Annotated in this window: 11 protein-coding genes; 8 read left to right on the top strand and 3 right to left on the bottom strand. The window is 66.4% G+C overall.

The window, feature by feature from the left end; all coding sequences use genetic code 11:
- Positions 1-202: 202 nt before the first annotated feature.
- Positions 203-532, bottom strand: a complete 330-nt coding sequence (locus tag JW958_04620) for a hypothetical protein (protein MBN1825529.1) — start codon at positions 530-532, stop codon at positions 203-205.
- A gap of 331 nt (positions 533-863) precedes the next feature.
- Positions 864-2,408, bottom strand: a complete 1,545-nt coding sequence (locus tag JW958_04615) for a hypothetical protein (GenBank protein MBN1825528.1) — start codon at positions 2,406-2,408, stop codon at positions 864-866.
- Positions 2,409-3,149: 741 nt separating this feature from the next.
- Between JW958_04615 and JW958_04610 the strand changes: the two genes are divergently transcribed.
- The 8 genes from JW958_04610 (at position 3,150) to JW958_04575 (ending at position 16,469) form a co-directional block, all read left to right on the top strand.
- Complete coding sequence (locus tag JW958_04610) at positions 3,150-3,737, top strand: phage tail protein (GenBank protein MBN1825527.1); 588 nt, start codon at positions 3,150-3,152, stop codon at positions 3,735-3,737.
- Between the two features lie 25 nt (positions 3,738-3,762).
- On the top strand, positions 3,763-4,359 hold the full coding sequence (locus JW958_04605; GenBank protein MBN1825526.1) for a phage tail protein: 597 nt from the start codon (positions 3,763-3,765) through the stop codon (positions 4,357-4,359).
- A gap of 232 nt (positions 4,360-4,591) precedes the next feature.
- Positions 4,592-8,272 carry a T9SS type A sorting domain-containing protein gene (locus JW958_04600; GenBank protein ID MBN1825525.1) on the top strand — a complete coding sequence of 1,227 codons (3,681 nt, stop codon included), beginning with the start codon at positions 4,592-4,594 and terminating at the stop codon, positions 8,270-8,272.
- 260 nt (positions 8,273-8,532) lie between these two features.
- On the top strand, positions 8,533-9,108 hold the full coding sequence (locus JW958_04595; GenBank protein MBN1825524.1) for a PadR family transcriptional regulator: 576 nt from the start codon (positions 8,533-8,535) through the stop codon (positions 9,106-9,108).
- On the top strand, positions 9,095-10,525 hold the full coding sequence (locus JW958_04590; GenBank protein MBN1825523.1) for a TolC family protein: 1,431 nt from the start codon (positions 9,095-9,097) through the stop codon (positions 10,523-10,525). Before JW958_04595 ends, JW958_04590 begins: the two co-directional genes overlap by 14 nt.
- A gap of 95 nt (positions 10,526-10,620) precedes the next feature.
- Positions 10,621-11,748 carry an efflux RND transporter periplasmic adaptor subunit gene (locus tag JW958_04585; protein MBN1825522.1) on the top strand — a complete coding sequence of 376 codons (1,128 nt, stop codon included), beginning with the start codon at positions 10,621-10,623 and terminating at the stop codon, positions 11,746-11,748.
- The gene (locus JW958_04580) at positions 11,745-14,825 is read left to right on the top strand and encodes an efflux RND transporter permease subunit (protein ID MBN1825521.1); all 3,081 of its coding nucleotides are present in this window, start codon (positions 11,745-11,747) and stop codon (positions 14,823-14,825) included. The genes JW958_04585 and JW958_04580 overlap by 4 nt, the downstream gene beginning before the upstream one ends.
- A 51-nt stretch (positions 14,826-14,876) precedes the next feature.
- Complete coding sequence (locus tag JW958_04575) at positions 14,877-16,469, top strand: glycosyltransferase family 39 protein (protein MBN1825520.1); 1,593 nt, start codon at positions 14,877-14,879, stop codon at positions 16,467-16,469.
- Between the two features lie 19 nt (positions 16,470-16,488).
- Here the strand turns inward: JW958_04575 and JW958_04570 are convergent, their stop codons facing one another.
- Complete coding sequence (locus JW958_04570; protein MBN1825519.1) at positions 16,489-18,417, bottom strand: right-handed parallel beta-helix repeat-containing protein; 1,929 nt, start codon at positions 18,415-18,417, stop codon at positions 16,489-16,491.
- Between the last annotated feature and the right edge of the window lie 145 nt (positions 18,418-18,562).

Below are 18,562 nucleotides of genomic sequence, written 5' to 3'. Positions count from 1 at the left end.
GCGCCTAGGGAACCCTGGTACCGGATGGAACCTTGGTACCGGATACCTTTTCTCTTGCAAGAGGGTACCGGATACCTTCTTCGCCGGGAAACGGCACATCATGATGTCCGGCCCCCCCCTCACACCATCGCTTGGTTGAGAGGTATCCGGTACCCGGGCAAATCGAGGTCGGGTATGCGGTACCGGTGGTGTGTAACGGGAATTACCGATCGCCGGCATCCACCAGGGCGATCCCGCACCCGGGGCAGAAGCGTGGGCGATAGCTGGAACCCAGCGACGCCCCACACTTCGGACAGCGCCAAGCCGCGAAGAACAGGACCAGCTTCGCCAATAGCAGGACGGCGGCGAGCGGACCCCAGAAAGAGAAGGACAGCCCCGGGACGGCCATCGGCATGACTCTCGACAGAAGCGCCAGAAAGGTCGCGAGCACGGCGATGGCGAGACCGACGATCTGGATCCGGCGCTTTCGGTTCAGCCGCGCGATGATCTCCGCCGCTTCTTCCCTCGAAATCTCTACCTTAGGCCCGGTCATCACTTACCCCCTTGCGACGTCGACGAAGACCTCCACCGCGCGGTGGGCGGCCGATCCGCCGGCCGGCGGACGCTATCCCTTGTCGAACACTGGATGGGTCGGTATTCCGCGGCGCGGGAAGACGGGTCGGACAGGCACGCAATATTCTCCGAATCCGACGGTGGGAGTCGCTTGGATCATAGACAGAGAAGATCTTGATGTCAAATGGATCGCCGGTATCGAGGCGAAGAGGAATCGGGCAACAAGGCCCCGTCTCTCTCTCGAAACGGGGAGAGAGCGCTCCGCGAGCTTCGAAACGAGAATCGCGCCCGCCGCCTCATTCGACTTCGCGTCAACCTCCGGAGCCGGTGATCCGGGCGAGAAGATTCCGCGCCCGCTCGTGTTCCGGATCGAGTCGCAGCGCGGTCTCGAGGCGCTCGCGCGCCGCGGCTTCGTCGCCCCGGACCAGTTCGACCTGGCCCATCCAGTAGTGCGTCTCCGCCGAATGGGGCCATGCTTCGTTGTTGATGACGAGAAGCTTCCACATGTCCTCGGCGCGTTCCGGACCCCACTCCACCGCATAGCGCAGGAGGCGATTCTCCCCGAAGATGACGACCTCGGGATCGAGACGGCGCGCCTCATGGAATCGAGCCACCGCCGCGTCCACACCTTGCTCCGCGATGATCTCGTCGAACTGCGCGGCCGGCGGCGGCGCCGGAAGCGCCGGCCGAACGTTCCATCCCGTCGCGGCGCCGCGGGGCACTTCGTCTTTCAACCGATCCGCCGCCGCGCCGTCTTTTTCGAGGTAGGCGCCGAAGAAGGCGAGGACCGAGCGCTGGATCGCCGCGTGCTCCTTCATCAAGACCGCCGCCAGAGAATCCGCGGCCGCCCATCGTCGCTTGAGGATCGCGTCGGTCGCGAAGTCCGCGTGCCGGAAACCGGGCACGCGGCGGCCCCACGTATCCGCGTAGAGGCTCCGGGCGGCGAAGGAGAGATCGCGATCATCATCGAGCAACGTGAAATGCAGAAAAGCCGCCCGCAGATCGCGCGGCGCCCACCACGGCGTGGCCTCCGGGATACTCCGGTATCGGGGAAAGGCGTAACCTCCGTCGAGGGTGACGACGGCGTCGATCCCCGCGTGCTGGAGGGCCAGGAGCAGCACGCTGGTCCCGCCCCAGCTGAAACCCATGAGGCCGACGTGATTCGCATCGACGAATCGCTCCCCGGATACCGATCGCAGCACGTGCCGCACATCGCCGAGTTGCGCGAGCGCCCCTCGGAGGTCGCGCCCCACTTCCGGTTCTTCGGCGCCAATACAGGCGGACGAAGCGACGACGAAGCCGTGACCGGCCAAATACTCGAAGAAGAGGGCGTTCTCGTAGGAATCCGCATTGATGCTGGGGGCGTAGACGATGAGCGGGAAGGGACCTCGTTCGGGCGCCGCGTCCCGGCGGGCGCGGGTCGGCGCCGCGAGGAGCGCGTCGAGGCGCGCTTCCTCCACTCCGCGTTCGAGCATGCGCGCTTTGTACGCGGCGAGAACCTTCGCATCCTCGGCATGCGACCGCTCACCCAGAGGATCGGCGGCCAGGACGAAATCGCCGTATCGCATCGCGGGAGACGTTCCCGCCACGGCCGGATACCACAGATGGATCCGCACGGGCCGCGAGCGGAGATCCGGATGTACGGCGCCGCCAACCTCGGCGCGGGCGCCGAAGCTCCGGCCGGCGTCGTAGGTGAGCGCCGTCCGGTAGCCTACCGGCCAGGGACCATGCTCCACGGGGAAGGCGGGCGCTTCGAGCGTTGAATCCGTGCCGGCGTTCGCGAAGCCGATCAAGGCTCCGATGCAAAACACGCCGGCCGGGAAAAAGACGCGGACAAACCGTAGAACACACTTCATGGTTCGTGATCCCTCCAGTCCTTATCGGGAGAACGGCCTAACCTTCAGACGAATCCGGTTTCCGGAGGTATTAACAAGAATGAGGACGGGGGCGCCGGGCTCCCTTTCGCGGCCCGGCGCGAAGGACAACCGTCCGGCGGCGCCCCGGGCGAACATGGGCGGCGGAGCATGCGGAAGGAGGACGCGGAAAACCATCCGAACCGCGCCTCGGAAGGAGGGGCGGGGGTGGAGAGGGAAAGGCGGTTCGATTGCGATCCCGATCCCGATGGCGACCCCGATTTCGGGAACGATCGGGGGGACATCTGCGGATTGCAAAGGTTTGGGATACCTTACGACGCCCCGATATCAAGCCAATCCATTGCAGCCATTAACAATAAAAAAAACGAGCGGAATCGCAGCCCGAAAACCGTAAGAGAACGGTAGCCCGCTCGGGAGGCATCGAATGGCGGGGGCGGGGTATATTGGGGGCGCAGTCGGATGAGAGGAGCGTACGGGACGCCCGACGCTCCGGGACCGGAACGGCGGAGGGGCGCCGGAGGTCCGGGAGGCCGAACGGCCGAAACGGCGATCCGATCATTCCGGCGGGCGACTTTCGTGAAGGCGGACGAGAGCCTCTTTCCTTTTGGTGGGCAAAGGGTGAGGCCGGATTTCCGCCTTCACGTATTTTTTCCCCCCTTTTCGCCTTGCCATTCCTCTCCCGATCCTCTCTATTGGTTTCCGGACAACCGACAGGAGGTGGACATGAACCGATTCGCGAGAATCGCGGCCATCGCCACAGTCCTCCTTGTTCTGGCGCCGGCCGGCCGGCCGGGCGCCGGGAGCGCGTTCGCCAATGGGTTCCCGATCTGTCCCGGGGGTCTCTACACCTACCGGGTCTATTGGGACGGGAAGGCGATCGACGGGATTCTGTCGATCAGCGGTCTTCGGCGAACGACGGAGGTGGTGACCGCCCGCAAGGGGGGCGATCCGAGCGCCGTCCGGCGGGCGCCGGGCGTGACCGCCTACGAGCCGATCGTCCTCGAGCGCTGCCGCGGCGCGGATGCGGAGTTCGAGCGGTGGGCGAACAAGGTGTGGAACTTCGGGGCGGGCCTCGGCGCCGAAGTCTCTCTGGGGGACTTCCGAAAGGACATACGCATCGAACTGCTCGACGACGACGGCCGCGCCGTGATCGCGTACCGGGTGTACCGCTGCTGGCCCTCCGACTATGCCGCGGTAACGGCGATGGAGGGAAACGGCTTGGAGCCCGCGAAAGAGCGGCTCGTGCTTCAGCACGAAGGATGGGAGAGAGACGCCGACATCGTGGCGCCGGAACCGGTCCGGCAACGGTGACCGCCCCAAGGGAGGAGTGCGCGACATGTTCCGAAAGATCCTGATTTGCGGAATCCTGGCCGGTATCGTCCTCACGCTCGCCCCGGCGGACCGGAGCGACGCGACCGAGTTCGCGGTGAACGCCTACCGGCAGGATCCATACAAACAGTTCAAGTTTCGCGTGAAATGGGACGGCAAGTACGTGCCCGGCGTCCTTTTCGTGAGTGGTCTTACCCGCACCACCGAGGTGACCACCAACCGGAAGGGGGGCGATCCGAGCACCTTCCACCGCTCACCGGGGCAAACCGTCTATGAGCCGATCGTCCTGGAGCGCGGGCGAACCCACGACACCGCCTTCGAGACATGGGCGAACAAGGTGTGGAATTACGGATCCGGGCTGGGGAGCGAGGCCTCTCTCGGCGATTTTCGCAAGGACGTCGTGATCGAGCTGTACAACGAAGCGGGGCAGATGGCGATGGCTTTCAAGATCTATCGCTGCTGGCCTTCCGACTACAGCGCCCTCACCGGTCTCGACGCGAACAGCCCCGAGATCGCCATCGAGAGGATCGTGCTCCAGCACGAGGGGTGGGAACGGGACTACGCGATCGCCGAACCGACGGAGCCGACCTTCACCGAACCGTAGGGGAGCCGTCTTTTTCGGGGACACAATGCGAATGGAACGCTCTTTCGTGTTGTGTCCCCGATTCCTTTCGCGCCCCTTCCCCCCTCCTCATCCGCGCCCGTCCGTGGTATAATTAGGACAATCAAGACCCACCCCGGCCCCCGTCGCGGCTCCCGTTCCCACAGTACAGCGCGCCGGCCGGATCGTCCGTCTTCCGCTCCCCGGAAACGCCATGCCATCGACGGAGGAGAACATGCATCGCCGAATCGCCGCCGGCCTCCCTCTTCTTCCGCTTATCGCCCTTTTGCTTCTGGCGCCGGTCCTCGCCGGCGCGACGACCGTTCCGCCGCCCGAGCCCCGATTCGAGGTGCTCCGCGCCGGCCCGGAGGGGATGACCCTTCTGATCGAAATCCCTCCTCTCCGAATCGAGACGCTCAGGGACGGCGATCGCGAGACGAGTGTCGCCTCTTTCGCGGGCGCCTCTTTCGAGGGAGGACCGGGAGCCCCGGCCGTTCCGGCGCTCCGGCGCCTGATCGCCCTCCCCGTTGGCGCGTCGGCGACGGTCCGCGCCGAGCGCATGGACGAGGAGACGATCGAGAACGTCACACTCGCCGCGATCCCCGAGGAGGAGGGAGATCGGATCGTCGAGTTGCGAAAGAGCGGATGGGGCTCGCCCGGCGCGAACGCCGTTTTGGGCGGCGCCGCCTCCATCCACGGCTTTCCGGTCGCCCCCCTTCTTCTCCGCCCCGTCCTCTACGACGGGGAGGCGCGCACGCTCCGGATCGCCCGGCGGATGCGCGTGGAGATCGACTTCGCCCCCTCCGCAGCGGCGAAAACAACGTCTCCGGCGCCCCCCGTCCCCCCCTCCATCGATCGCCTCCTCCGGAGCGTGGTCCTCGGATACGGCACCGCCGCCGCCGAGCGCGAGGTCCGGGCCGGCGCCCATCTGGTGATCGCCCCCGACGACCCGGCGGTGCTGGATTCCCTGCAACCCTGGCTCGACTGGCGGGCGCGTAAGGGGGCCGGAGTGATCCTTTCCGTCGTCGGCGCCGGCGCGACCGCCGCGGCGGTGAAAGAGACGATCCAATCGGTCTACGACGATCCCTCCTCGACGCTCGAATACGTCACACTCGTCGGCGACGCCGGATACAGCGACTACGTGATCCCCACCTGGTACGAAAACCTGAGCGGGTATCACGGCGAAGGGGACCATCCCTACACGCAACTCGACGGCGACGACGTCCTGCCGGACGTGCACATCGGCCGCCTCTCCTTCGTGTCGATGAACGACCTCTCCATCATCGTGAACAAGATCCTCGACTACGAAACCGCGCCGTGGATCGACGATCCGGAGTGGTTCTCCCACGGGCTGGTCGTGGGCGACCCCACGTACTCCGGTTGGAGCGTGGTCGACGTGGGTCGCTGGCTCACCCGACACCTGGTGGAGATCGGCTACACGGAGATCGACACGGTCTGGTCGGGGAATTTCGTGAGTCAAATACGCAACTCGATCAACGGGGGCGCATCGGTCTTCGGCTACCGCGGCTTCGGCGGCATGAGCGGCTGGAGCAACGGCGTCACCTACACGCTCTCCAACGGCTGGAAGATGCCCTTCGTGGTCGCCCTCACCTGCCAGACCGGGTCCTTCGCCGACGGAACCTCCATCTCGGAAGGTTTCCTCCGCTTCGGAACGGCGAGCCCCTTCACGCCCCGCGGGGGGATCGGCGCGATCGGCACCGCCACGCCGGGGACGCACACGCGCTACAACAACTGCATGTTCACAGGGATCTGGCGCGGCTTCACCCGCGACGGCCAGCACACCATGGGCGCCTCTCTCTCCCGCGGTAAGCTGGAGCTGTTCCTGAACTACGATCCCGCGGAGCCGAACATTCCCGTCATCTGGTCGCACTGGAACAACCTGATGGGGGACCCCTCCGTGGACGTTTGGACCGCGCGCCCCGAATCGCTTTCCGTTGATGCGCCCGCCCGCGCCGGCGTCGGCGCGAACGCGGTGGCCGTAGTCGTCACCCGCGGCGGCGGCGGTCCCGTCGAGGGGGCGCAGGTGTGCGTTTGGAAGGGCGAGGAAACCCACGCCGTCGCGTGGACCGACGCGGAAGGTCGCGCGGAGCTTCCCGTCGCGTTCGCGACCACGGGCGAGGCGCTTCTCACCGTGAGCGGGCACAATCTCCTTCCGTCGCTCGGTTCGATCGCCGTGATCGACACCCTTCACATAGCAAGTGTTGAAGCGGTCGTGGGCGACGCAGGCGGAGACGCCGACAGCCGGCTCGATCCGGGCGAGACCCCCTCGCTCCTCGTTCGCCTCCACAATTACGGCGCCGCGTCCGCCGGCGGCGTGACCGCCATCCTCTCCACGGAGGATCCTTTCCTCTCCATCGACGACGCCGAGCGCGCCTACGGCGACATCCCCGGCGGCGGCGACGCCTGGGGCGCGGGGGGTTTCGACCTCTCCGTCGATCCGGGCTGTCCGAGCGGCCGCACGTTCCGTTTCGCCCTCGACGTGACTTCCGACGGCGGAGGCCCCTGGCGCTCGCTCTTCGAGCTGACGGTCGACGGGGCCGAGTTCATCGCCCAGTCGCACGCCTTCGACGACGGCGCCGACGGACGCCTCGACCCCGGGGAAACGGCGGAAATGATCGTCACCCTCCACAACCCGGGCGAGGAGGGGGCGACCGGCGTGAGCGCCTCTCTCCGCTCGCTCGCCGCGGGGATCTCCGTGATCGACGGCGATGCGCTATTCGGCGACATCCCTTCGGAAGGCGGCGGCGACAACGACGAGGACCGATTTTCGATCCACGCCGACCCGTCGCTCCACAACGGCGCGTCGGCGATGCTCGCCCTCGACCTCCTCTTCTCGGGCGGGCTCAGAGACACGGTCTTCTTCCCCGTGACCGTGGGAGAGAGGAACACGTCGGATCCGGTCGGACCGGACGGCTACGGCTATCTCGCCTATGACGACACGGACACCGGATACCCCGACGCGCCGATCGCCGGCTGGATCGAGATCGACCCCAGCTACGGCGGCGACGGCGAGCAGCTCTACATCAACGATTTCGACGACTATCAGGACGCCGTCAAGCTGGTCGACCTCCCCTTCACCTTCCGCTATTACGGCGAGGAGTACGACCAGGTCTCGGTCTGCTCGAACGGTTGGCTCAGCATGGGCTACACGCCGCAGTGGACCTACCGCAACTGGACCATCCCTTCCGCCATGGGGCCGGACGCGATGCTCGCCGTCTTCTGGGACGACCTGTACCGCTTCGTCGACTCCGGCATCTTCGTGAAACACGACGAGGCGAACCACCGGTGGATCGTGGAGTGGAGCCGGATGCGGAAAGACTACGGCGCCAGCCTGGAGACTTTCGAGGCGGTCCTTTACGACCCGGCCTGGCACGCCACCGAAACGGGCGACGGGCCGATCGAGTTCCGCTACCAGACGATCACCAACTACGATCCCATCGACAACCACGCCACCGTGGGGATCGAGAACCGGGATCAGACCGACGGCGTGCTGATCACCTACGCGAGGTGGTACCGGGAGGGGGCGGCGACGGTGACCGGAGGCCGGGCGATCCGCTTCGTGCCCAAGGACGCCGGAGCAATCTCCACAGGAGTGACCGGCGGGGCGCCCTCCTCGGCCGGCTTCGGCATCGCCGCCTGCCGGCCCAACCCCTTCAACCCGCGAACGGCCATCTCTTGGAGCATGGAAGCCGCGGGCCCGGCGGCCCTCGACGTCTATGACGTGAGCGGGCGCCTGGTGCGCACCCTCTTCCGGGGGGAAGCCGCCGAGGGAACATACGAGAGCGTCTGGGATGGACGGACCGGGACCGGCGCCGAGGCCGGCTCGGGGATCTACTTCCTCCGTCTCCGGGCGGGAGATCGAATCGACCGCGCCAGGATCACGCTCGTCCGTTAGACCGAGAGGCTCTTACCGGAAACACGTTACCGCACGGCCCCGGCACCGTCCGGGGCCGCTTTTCTTCCATCGAGCCCCTCTTTTCATGGAGGGGAAGAGAGCCCAACCCAAACCAACCACATCAATAACATGGCGTTATAGGATTTTTCCCCGGTCCCGATTTTTCTAATTGACCTTGTTATAATACTTGTCGTACTATTCCAATTATGATCATTGCGGGTTGGAGTGGACCAATCTGGAACAACTAAGGAGAGAGGCGCGTGAAGGTGCCCGGAAGAAACGAAATGGCCGCCCTAGGCTTGGTCGGCAGGGAACCGATGCACGGCTATCGGATCAATCAGATCGTCCAGCAGATGGGACTGGAGCATTGGGCGAACCTCTCCCCCTCGTCGATCTACAACACCCTCGGCCGCCTCGCCAAGAAGGGCGCCGTATCGGTCACCACCGAGCGGGAGGGAAAAGCCCCCGAGAGGACCGTGTATCACATCACCGACAGGGGACGCGACTTGCTCCAGGAGCACCTCCGCGCGAGCCTCGTCTATGTCGGCCCCGAGGACCGGCTCTTCTATGTCGCGGTCAGCTTCATGGAGAGCCTCCCCGAGGAAGAGATCGCCGCGCTCCTGGAGGAGAGAATCCGGCGGATAGAGACCCTGATCGAGGATGAGCAGAAGTGCACTTCGGATCCTGGTATGCCCCCCCACATCGTCTTGATGTGTGAAGCAGGCATGTTCCACTTTCGGGTGGAAATCGATGTGTGCCGCCGGCTGATCGATCTGATGCGCGGGAGACCCCGTTATTTCGAAGAGACGGGAGGACGTTCCGATGAATCGAGATAAGGGGAAAGGGCGGCGGGCCGTCCTCGTGATCCTCCTCGCCGCCGCCGCGGTCGCGGCCCTCCCCGCCGCGGCGCGCGCGGACGAAATCACCTTGGAGGAGGCGGTGAACGGGGCGCTCGCCCGGAACCACGCCCTCGCCGCCAAGGGGTACGCCCACCGAGCCGCGGTCTGGGCGCACCGCCAGGCGAAGGCGCAGCTCCTCCCCTCCCTTTCGGTCCGTTCCTCCTACACGAGGTTGGACGACGAAACGGTGAGAAGGGCGAACGCGATCGGCCGGGAGATCACCATGTTCTTCCCGGACAGCACGGGACAACTTCAGCCCTTTACGATCGAGATCCCGCAGACCGTCTTCCGCCACGGCTACGAAAGCTCGGTGGACGGCCAACTTCTCCTTTTCCAGCCGGCGGTCTGGAACGGCGTTTCCCTCGCCGGCGCGTCGAAGGACGCCGCCTATTGGGACCGGGAAGCGGCGCGCCTGGAAACCGTGCACGCCACGGTGACCGCCTATCTGGACCTTCTCCGGACCGACGCGCTTCTGGATCTCCGGGAACGCAATCTTCTGCAGGCACGCGAGAACCTCGCCCTCGCGGAGCGCCTCTTCCGGGTCGGCCGCTACGCCGAGGCGGATGTGCTTCGCTGGCGAGTCGAGGAGGCGCGCCAGAGCGGCCTCTTGGCGGAACAGCGAAGCGGCCGTCGCGTCGCGGCCCTCGCCCTCGAGGTCCGGCTCGGCGCGGATCCCATGGGAGCCGTCGACCCGGACACCACTCTGCCCGCGCTCCTCGCGGAGCGGATCGGGAGCTTCCGCGGCATGACCACGGAGGAATGGGAGCGTTTTCTCTCGCGCCCTCTCGCGGAGGTGATCGCGGGCGATCCGCGGCTCCGAATGCTGGAGCAGAGCCGCAGGCTCGCCGACATCCGGCACCGGCAGAGCGTGACCAACTTCCTCCCCAGCGTCACCGTGTCCGGCTCCTACGGCTGGCAGAACAACGAATCGCCTGAGCTGGACGGGGAGAAGGCCTGGTACGCAACGGCGGCGCTCAATCTGCCGATCTTCACCGGTTTCTCGAACCTCTCCGAGCACCGGATGACGAGAGCCCAAGCGCGGCAGGCCCGAGAGGAAACGGAGGAATCGAAGAGGGCTCTCCTCCTCTCCGCCGAGACGGCCCGAACATCGATTCGGAGCGCCGCGGAGAGACTCCGGGCGGCGGAGGCGGCTCTGGCGAGCGCCCGGAGGAACCGAGAAATCCAGCGGAACAGCTTCGCGCTGGGCCGCCTGACCAATCTGGAATGGATCGACGCCAACCTGGCCCTCCAGGAGGCGGAGGGGTCTTACACCACCGCCTACTACGACCTGGTTTCGGCCGTCGCGGACTACCACCACGCCGCGGGAGACCTCCTCGGTCTCCTGAACTCGTGAACCGCCCGTCCCTCCCATCGGGAGGTGGAGCGAAGAATACGATCCGTCCCGCGCCGGAGCCGGGTGCCCGGCGGCGGGCGAGCGAGGAGAACGGAATGAAGCGGTTTCTTCGAACCTCGGGGCGCGCGTTGCGCCTGCTGTTGCCGGTGGCGTTTCTCTTCGCCGGCTGTGAAAAGGGGAAGCAGGCGGAGGAGCCCGTCGCCGCGGTGCCGGTGGAGGTGCTTGCGGTCCGGTCCGACTCGCTGAGCGAAACGTCGGTCCTGACCGGCGTGCTCGAGGCGATCCGCGCCGTCGACGTGATCGGCGAGATGGGCGGCGAACTGATGACCCTCCGTAGGGACGTGGGGGACCGCGTCGCGCGCGACGAGATTCTCGCATCGGTGGACAAGGAGGTGGCCCGGGAGAACCTCCGCCACGCGGAAGCGGCGCTCCTCGCGACGGAAGCCCGCCACGAGATCGCCGCGAACGATTTCGAGCGGGACTCGACGCTCCTCGCCGGCGGCGACATCTCGCGGGCGGCCTTCGAGTCGAGCCGCATGGCGCGCACGACCGCGAGGGCGGACCGGATGGCGGCGCGGGCGACGCGGGAACTGGCGGCGCGGGATCTGCGCAAGACGGACGTGCACGCTCCCATCGCCGGCGAGATCTCCCGGCGCTACGCCGACACGGGCGCCTACGTCTCTCCGGGAACCCCTCTCTTCCGGATCGTCGACATCGATTCCCTCCGGCTTCGGCTCGGCGTCTCCCAGACCGACGTGGCCCGGCTCCGTCCCGACGCCGCGGTCCGCGTCACCGCCGAGGCGATGGGGATGCGCTCCTTCTCGGGACGAATCCGCTCCATCGCCCCCGAGGCGGACGAGGCGACGCGCACCTTCTCCGTGGAAGTGATTCTTCCCAACCCGCCGGACCGCCCGCTCCGCGACGGGGTGGTGGTTCGCGCCGAGCTGACCCTCGACCGCCGGGAGAGCGTGATCGCCGTCCCGCGGGAGACGGTCTTCCGCCGCTCCGGCGGCGCGTATCTTTTCGTCGAAAAAGACGGGGTCGCGCACGGGCGGGAAGTGCGCGCCGGTCCGATGATCGACGGGATGATCGTGATCGACGAGGGCCTCGCGCCGGGTGAACGGGTCATCGTCGTGGGGATGCAAAACCTCCGCGACGGCATGCCGGTCAGGATCGAGGCGGAACACGACGGGCGGATCATCCGCGAGGAGAGCGGGTCATGAAAGGCCTCCCCCGTTTCTCCGTCGGCCAACCGGTGCTGGTCAACCTGCTGATGATCGGCATCGTGGTGGGCGGGCTCTTCGCGCTTTTCGGCATGCCCCAAGAGCTGAACCCGAACATCAGCTTCAACTGGGTCTTCGTCACCATCCCCTACCCCGGCGCGTCGCCGCAGGAGGTGGAGGACCTGGTGCTGATCCCGGTCGAGAAAGAGTTGGACAAGATCGACAAGGTCTCGGAGATCCAGTCCTCCGCCGGCGAGGGGTGGGGCTTCTGCCTGGTCAAGTTCGACGACATGTCCGACGCGGAGTTCACCACCAAGATGCAGGAGGTGCGCCTGCAGGTGGACAACGCCGAGATCCCCGACGAAACGGAAGACGCGGTGATCGAGGACTTCGGTTCCGACGACTTCGTTCCCGTCGTCTCCGTGGGGGTCACCTCCGACGGAGACCCGGAGGTGGCGGCGCGCATCGCCGACGAACTCACCGACGAAATCGAACGCCTGAGCAGCGTGGCGAAGATCCAGGTTTCCGGCTTGGAAGAGCGCGAGATCTGGGTCGAAGTGGACCCGGTCCGCCTGAACGCGCGGAACCTGACGCTCGGGCGGGTCGTCACCACCCTGGCGCGCCGGAACATCAACTTCCCCGGCGGCAACGTCACCATCGGGCGGTCCGAGTTTCAGGTGCGGACGCTCAGCCGGTTCCTCACGCCGGAAGAGATCGAGAACGTGGTGCTCCGGACCGGGCCGGACGGGAGCGTGGTGCGTCTCTCCGACGTGGCCCGCGTGCGGGAGACACGCGCGGAGGCCACCGTCCTTTCACGGCTGAACGGCAAACCGGCGATCACCCTTTCCATCTCCAAGGAAGCGGGCGGCTCCACTTTCGGCGTCGTGGAGGACGTGAAAAGCCTGGTGGAGCGCCACCGCGCCCGCAGTCCCGAGGGGGTCGACTTCACCATCACCATCGACAGCACGGAATATATCGGCCGGATCCTGGGCGTGCTCCGCAACAACGCGCTCATCGGTATCGTGTTCATCTTCGCCATCCTCTTCCTCTTCCTGGGCGCGTCGAACGCGGGGCTGGCCGCGCTCGGCATCCCCCTCTCCTTCATGATCACCTTCATCCTGATGCACATGACCGGCAACACGATCAACGGATCGAGCGTCTTCGCGCTGATCGTGGTGCTCGGAATCATCGTCGACGACGCCATCATCGTTCTCGAGAACGTCCACTCCCACCGGCAGAAGGACAAGTCGCTCCGGGAGGCGGTGATCGACGGCACTTCGGAGGTCGTCGCGCCGGTCACCACGGGAATCCTGACCACGGTGGCCGCCTTTCTTCCCCTCATGCTCCTTCCGGGGATCATGGGAAAGTTCATGCGCGTCGTTCCCCTCGTGGTGAGCCTCGCCCTTCTCGCATCCCTCTTCGAGGCGCTGGTGATTCTCCCCTCCCACATCCACGACTGGACGGGCGGGTCGACGCGCCATCGCAAGAAGGAGTTCGGTTTCTATCTGTGGATGCGCGAGCACTACAGCCGCGCGCTGGAGCGCTTGCTCCGCCGGCGGTACCTCGTGGTCGTCGCCATGGTCGCGCTTCTCGTCCTGTCGGCGGCGCTCGTTCCTCTCGTGGGCGTGGAGATGTTCGGCAGCGAAAACCTCGGCCATTTCACGGTGTTGATGAAGATGCCCGAGGGGACGTCGCTGGACGAGACGGACCGGATCGTTCGCAAAGTGGAGGCGGCCGCCCTTCGCCTGCCGGCGCACGAAATCCGCTACGTGGAGGCGAGCAGCGGCCTCTACCAGGGGAACGATGAGTGGGTGGTCCGGAAGAACGTGGGACAGGTGGTGGTCAGCCTGGTCCGGGACGAAGACGAGCGGCGCGACATCGACGTGATCATTGACGTGCTCAGGGATTCCGTCGCCGGGATCAGCGGCATCACCTCGCTGGAGTTTCAGAAGCCCTCCAGCGGCCCGCCGGCGTCGAAGCCGATCAGCATTCGCGTGAGCGGTAAATATCTGCGGGAGCTACAGGCCGCCGTGGAGGACATGAAGGCGGTGCTCGCCGGCATCGAGGGGGTGCACGACATCCAGGACGACTTCCCCCGCGGGAAACAGGAGATCCGCATCCGGATCGACGAGGAGCGGGCCGCCCTCTACGGCTTCTCGCCGCAGGAGATCGCGCTGGAGCTGAACACGGCGATCGCCGGGCTGACCGCCACCACCTTCCGCGAGGGAGACGAGGACATCGACGTGGTGGTGAAGCTGGGCGAGGAGTGGAACAACTCCCTCGAGGAGATCCGTTCCCTCCGGATGAGCACCATGAACGGCGCCACCGTGCCCATCGCCGATCTTGCCGAGATCTCGCTCCACGAAGCGACCACCGAGATCAAGAGGCGCAACCTGGCGCGCACGGTGATCGTCGGCGCCGACATCGACAAGAGCCTCACCACCGTGGACCGCGTGGTGGGTGAGGCGGCGTCTCATTTCGAGGAGATCTCCCGCCGCTACGAGGACGTGGACCTCGAGGTGGGCGGCGAGTTCGAGGAGTTCAGCGAGGCCTTCAGCAACATCCTGCAGCTCTTCGCCGTCGGCGTGGTGCTGATCTATCTGATCCTGGGAACCCAGTTCCGCTCCTACGTCCAGCCTTTGGTGATCCTCTGCACCGTCCCCTTCGCCTTCATCGGCGCCATGGTGGGGCTGATCGTTTCGGGGGACAAGTTCGGAATCGTCACGCTCTTCGGCGTGGTGGCGCTCGCCGGCATCGTGGTGAACGACGCCATCGTTCTTATTTCGTTTATCAATAATTACCGGCGCGCGGGAGGCGACAGGATCCAATCGATCCTCGAGGGAGGGATGCAGCGCCTCCGGCCGATCATCCTCACGTCGGTCACGACCATCGGCGGGCTGCTCCCCACCGTGATCGGCATTGGAGGATCCTCGGCGGTGTGGAGGCCCCTGGCGAACACGATCGTCTGGGGGCTTCTCTTCTCGACGGTGCTCACCCTCTTCGTCATCCCCTGCATCCTCGCCATCTTGGACGACATCAAGCTGAGGATGGGGATGGGGCTTGTCCGGGAGGACTGACGAAAAGCGCGGGCGGGACCGGCGGGCGGCTTTTCACCGCGGGGATGGGCATTGGGCGGAAAAATGGGAATCCCTTCACGACGTTTCGGGCTCCTTCTCGGCGCGATCCTCTTGATCGGCGCGGCGGTTCGCGTCCCCGGCGTCTTCTGGCCCCGCGGCGCCGGGCCGGAGGGGAAGCCCGCGAGCTATCATCCGGACGAGCAACGCTTCATCCGCGCCGCCGCGACGCTGCAATCCACTCCCGCCTGGGGCTACGTCCCCGGAATGAAGTGCCATCTCTTCGTGGTAAAAAAAACGGTTCAGGCGTTGACGGGGCGCACACCGGATCTGATCCTTTCCATACGGATCGTGAGCATCCTCTACGGCCTGCTCACCATCCTCCTCCTGGCGTTTCTCGTCCGGGAGGCCGCCGGCCGCGATCCACCGGCGCTCTTCGCCGCCGCGCTCCTCTCCCTCGCCCCGCTCCACGGAACGTACTCCCACATCGGGACGGCCGATGTCGCCTCTCTGTTCTGGTTCCTTCTCGCTCTATTCCTGGCGCGGCGGTACGCGGCGGACCGTTCCGCCGACACATGGACGCTCCTGGCCGCCGCGACGGGCGCCTGTCTTTCCATCAAGTTCGCCGTCCCGGTCCTCCTTCCCATCGTTTCGCTCCTTCTCACCGACCCCAAACGGGGGCGGCGCGCGCTTCAGGGGGCGTTAGCCGGAGCGGGCGCCTTCGCCCTTCTCACCCTCTTCATCTACCGCCCGCATGATTTCCTTCGCTTCCTGAACATGCTCGCCGTCGACAACGTGAACGTCCAGGAAGCGAAGTCGGCGTGGACACACCTGGCGCGCTATGGGAACACGATCTTTCCCGCCCTGGGCGTTCCCGGAGCGCTTCTCGCCCTCGGCGGGACTGCGCTCCTCCTGTTCGAAACGCCGGGACGGGCCCGCGCGCGGCTGCGGGGAACGGACTTCCCGGGAGCGGCGCGGGCGATTCTCGTCGATCCGAACGTACTCTGGCTCGCCCCCTTCTTGCTCCACCTCCTCCTCGCGCTCCGGATCGGCGTTCATGCCCCGCGGCATATCCTTCCCCTGCTCGTTCCTCTCTGCGCGGCGGGAGGCGTCGCCGCGGATCGTCTGACGAGACGGGAAGGCGCGCGGCGGCGGATCGCCTCGGTGTTCCTCGCGATCGCCGGCGTTTATCTCGCCGGAAACGCCGTCGCCTGGGAAGTCTGGTATCTCGAGGATATTCGCGCCGACGCGGCGCGCTGGCTGGAGGAGAACCGCCGGCCCGGCGAGACCGCCACCGCCTTCGTCGGCTTCTCACGGTTACGGGGCGCGGTTTCGGTCGCGGGAGGCGAGGAGACCACTTCCCGTCCCTCCTCGGATTGGTTCGTCACCTGCGACCTGGAATACGATCGCTACTTCCGCTACGACGACGCGTCCCGGATCTTTCACGCCTGGGGCGGACAGTCGCGTCTCGACTTCTACAGGGAGCTTTTCGACGGGCGAACGGAGTATCGCGAGGCGAAAGAGTTCCACGCGCGGAATTGGTCGCCGGAGCAGGCGCTCGTGTCGCGCGGCATCTTCGAGCACCTCGGTAAAACCGTGCCGCGCCGGTGCGTGATCTATAGGCGGGAGGACCCCGCAGGCGGTTGAGAAGTCAAGATCTCTCCGTTCACTCCCAACACCCGACCGGCTCGAGGCCGATCCATCCACACCCCGGGCGGTTCGCGCAGGGGGAGTTCTCGTGGAGGTGGACGTCCCCGCCGGCGTGGTCGCAGAAGAGGGGATCCTCCGAGAAATTGCCGTCCGTCGCCGCCTGCGCGGCGATAACGCCCACCCAGTCGCCGCCCGCGTTTCCGTACACGTCACAGCAGGAGAGAGAGGGCGCGGTCGTCGCTTCGGCGGTGACGGGATCACCGGCGCCGTTGAAGGCGAGGATCGTGTTGGCGATCGACGGGGCAGCGCTTCCGGAAAGATGGATCGCGGTTCCGGAGGGCGCGGTGTTATCGGTGAAGGTGCTTCGCGTGACCGCGAGCGAGTCTTCGGCGGAGATCCCGCCGCCGCGATCGTCCGCGTCATTGAAATAGAAGACGCAGGAATCGACCCGGGCGATTCCCGAGGCATGGTGGATCCCGGCGCCGGTTTCGGCTTCATTCCCGGTGAAATAGGTTTCCACCAGATGCACGTTCGCGTCTTCGACGCACATCCCGGCCCCACGCTCCGCGGCGGCGTTCCATTGGAAGAGGCCGTGGTCGATTCGGGCCGGAGTGAGTCGAATCGTCATCCCCGCGCCGTTCGCGCCCGCCTCGTTGGCGACGAACACGTTGCCGTACATCGCGAGGGTATCGCAATCATCTACGTAGAGTCCGCCGCCGGTTCCGGCGCGGTTCCCCTGAAAGGTGCAGTCCGTCAACCGCTGCCGTCCTCCGGTCATGTAAAGCCCGCCCCCTTCCAGGACGAGCGGGTTCTCCGTCTGGTTGTCGGTGAAGGCGCAGCGCTCAAGGAGAGCCGCGGCTCGGTCGATGAGCACGCCGCCTCCTCGGTGCGCCTCGTTCCGTTCGAACCGGCAGTTCACGAAATGTAGGCTCTCTCCATCGGCATAAACCGCGCCCCCCATGAAGGCCCGGTTATCGGAAAGGGTGCAGTTAAGAAACACGGGGAAGGCGTCCCGGGAGAAGACGGCGCCGCCCCAGCCGGGGGTGTCGTTGCACCGGAGCACGCACTCCTCGAACCGCGGCGCCGCGCCGTTCCGTAGGCCGAGGGCGCCGCCGTTGCCCGAGGCGCAGCTCTCGATCACGCAGTGCCGGAAGAAAGGAGAGGCTCCGTCGCAGACGATCGCGCCGCCCTCCTCGCCCGGCATGTTCCCGTTGCGCACGGTGATCGCCTCCACGACCGAGGTGGTCTCCTCGCCCGAGTGAAAGAGGAACGCCCGGCGCGGTTCGGTGGACGATCCTTGGCAATCGATCACGCACGCCGATGCGCTCCCGTCCTGCGAACGAAGGAGAAGCGCCTTTCCCCCGAAATCGATGTCCCGATTGCCGCCGCCGGTGAATATTCCCGCGGCGAGGAGGATCGTATCCCCCTCGGCGGAGGAGTCGATCGCCGCCTGAATGGTCGGGAAGCCGCCGAGACCGTCCGGGCGGACCTCGTGCACACGCGGCTCCCCCTCGTCGAAGACCGCCGAGTTGGAAACGCCGGACCAGTTCCCCGTCTCGTCGGCGGCGCGCAGGGCGAAGTGGATCGTCGCGGCGCCGTACAGGCCGACCACGGCGAGCGTCTCCGGCGAGAAAGCGGGCTTCGGCGACGGCTCGCCGGCGATCTGCGTGCGCGTCGACCACGCCTCCTCGAGAATACGGACCGTCGAGCGGCGGAGATCGTAGGTCGACGCCGTCCCCTCCCAGCCGTCGTCGCCCGGCGCGGTCCAGGCGAGCACGGCGCTGCTCTCGGTGACACTCACCACGGAGAGATCGGTCACGTCGGCGGGGGGCGTGGTGTCTTGGGAGTGAACGCCGCCGCCGTCATCGCCGCAACCGGCGAAACAGAGAACGAGGAAAAGAACGGCCCAAGCACCGATGAGAAAGAAAGAGGGGACATATCGCATGGATAAACTCCCCGCAGACCGGACGTCCGCGTTGCCTGTCGCGCCTTCCACCGAGTCGTCCCCTCCACTTTACACCGGCCGCGCGTCCCTCGCCAGCGATCCCCCCCACAGGAAGAGAAAAGGCCCGAGGAAAACTCCCCGGGCC

It is taken from the genome of Candidatus Eisenbacteria bacterium, from assembly GCA_016930695.1.
GTDB lineage: Bacteria > Orphanbacterota > Orphanbacteria > Orphanbacterales > Orphanbacteraceae > JAFGGD01.
Note: the sequence above shows the minus strand (reverse complement) of the source record. Positions and strands in the feature narration are given on the sequence as shown.

Excerpts from the sequence above, each read along its gene's own strand:
- JW958_04620 (MBN1825529.1), bottom strand. The coding sequence starts at position 532 with ATGACCGGGCCTAAGGTAGAGATTTCGAGGGAAGAAGCGGCGGAGATC.
- JW958_04615 (MBN1825528.1), bottom strand. The coding sequence starts at position 2,408 with ATGAAGTGTGTTCTACGGTTTGTCCGCGTCTTTTTCCCGGCCGGCGTG.
- JW958_04610 (MBN1825527.1), top strand. The coding sequence starts at position 3,150 with ATGAACCGATTCGCGAGAATCGCGGCCATCGCCACAGTCCTCCTTGTT.
- JW958_04605 (MBN1825526.1), top strand. The coding sequence starts at position 3,763 with ATGTTCCGAAAGATCCTGATTTGCGGAATCCTGGCCGGTATCGTCCTC.
- JW958_04600 (MBN1825525.1), top strand. The coding sequence starts at position 4,592 with ATGCATCGCCGAATCGCCGCCGGCCTCCCTCTTCTTCCGCTTATCGCC.
- JW958_04590 (MBN1825523.1), top strand. The coding sequence starts at position 9,095 with ATGAATCGAGATAAGGGGAAAGGGCGGCGGGCCGTCCTCGTGATCCTC.
- JW958_04585 (MBN1825522.1), top strand. The coding sequence starts at position 10,621 with ATGAAGCGGTTTCTTCGAACCTCGGGGCGCGCGTTGCGCCTGCTGTTG.
- JW958_04580 (MBN1825521.1), top strand. The coding sequence starts at position 11,745 with ATGAAAGGCCTCCCCCGTTTCTCCGTCGGCCAACCGGTGCTGGTCAAC.
- JW958_04570 (MBN1825519.1), bottom strand. The coding sequence starts at position 18,417 with ATGCGATATGTCCCCTCTTTCTTTCTCATCGGTGCTTGGGCCGTTCTT.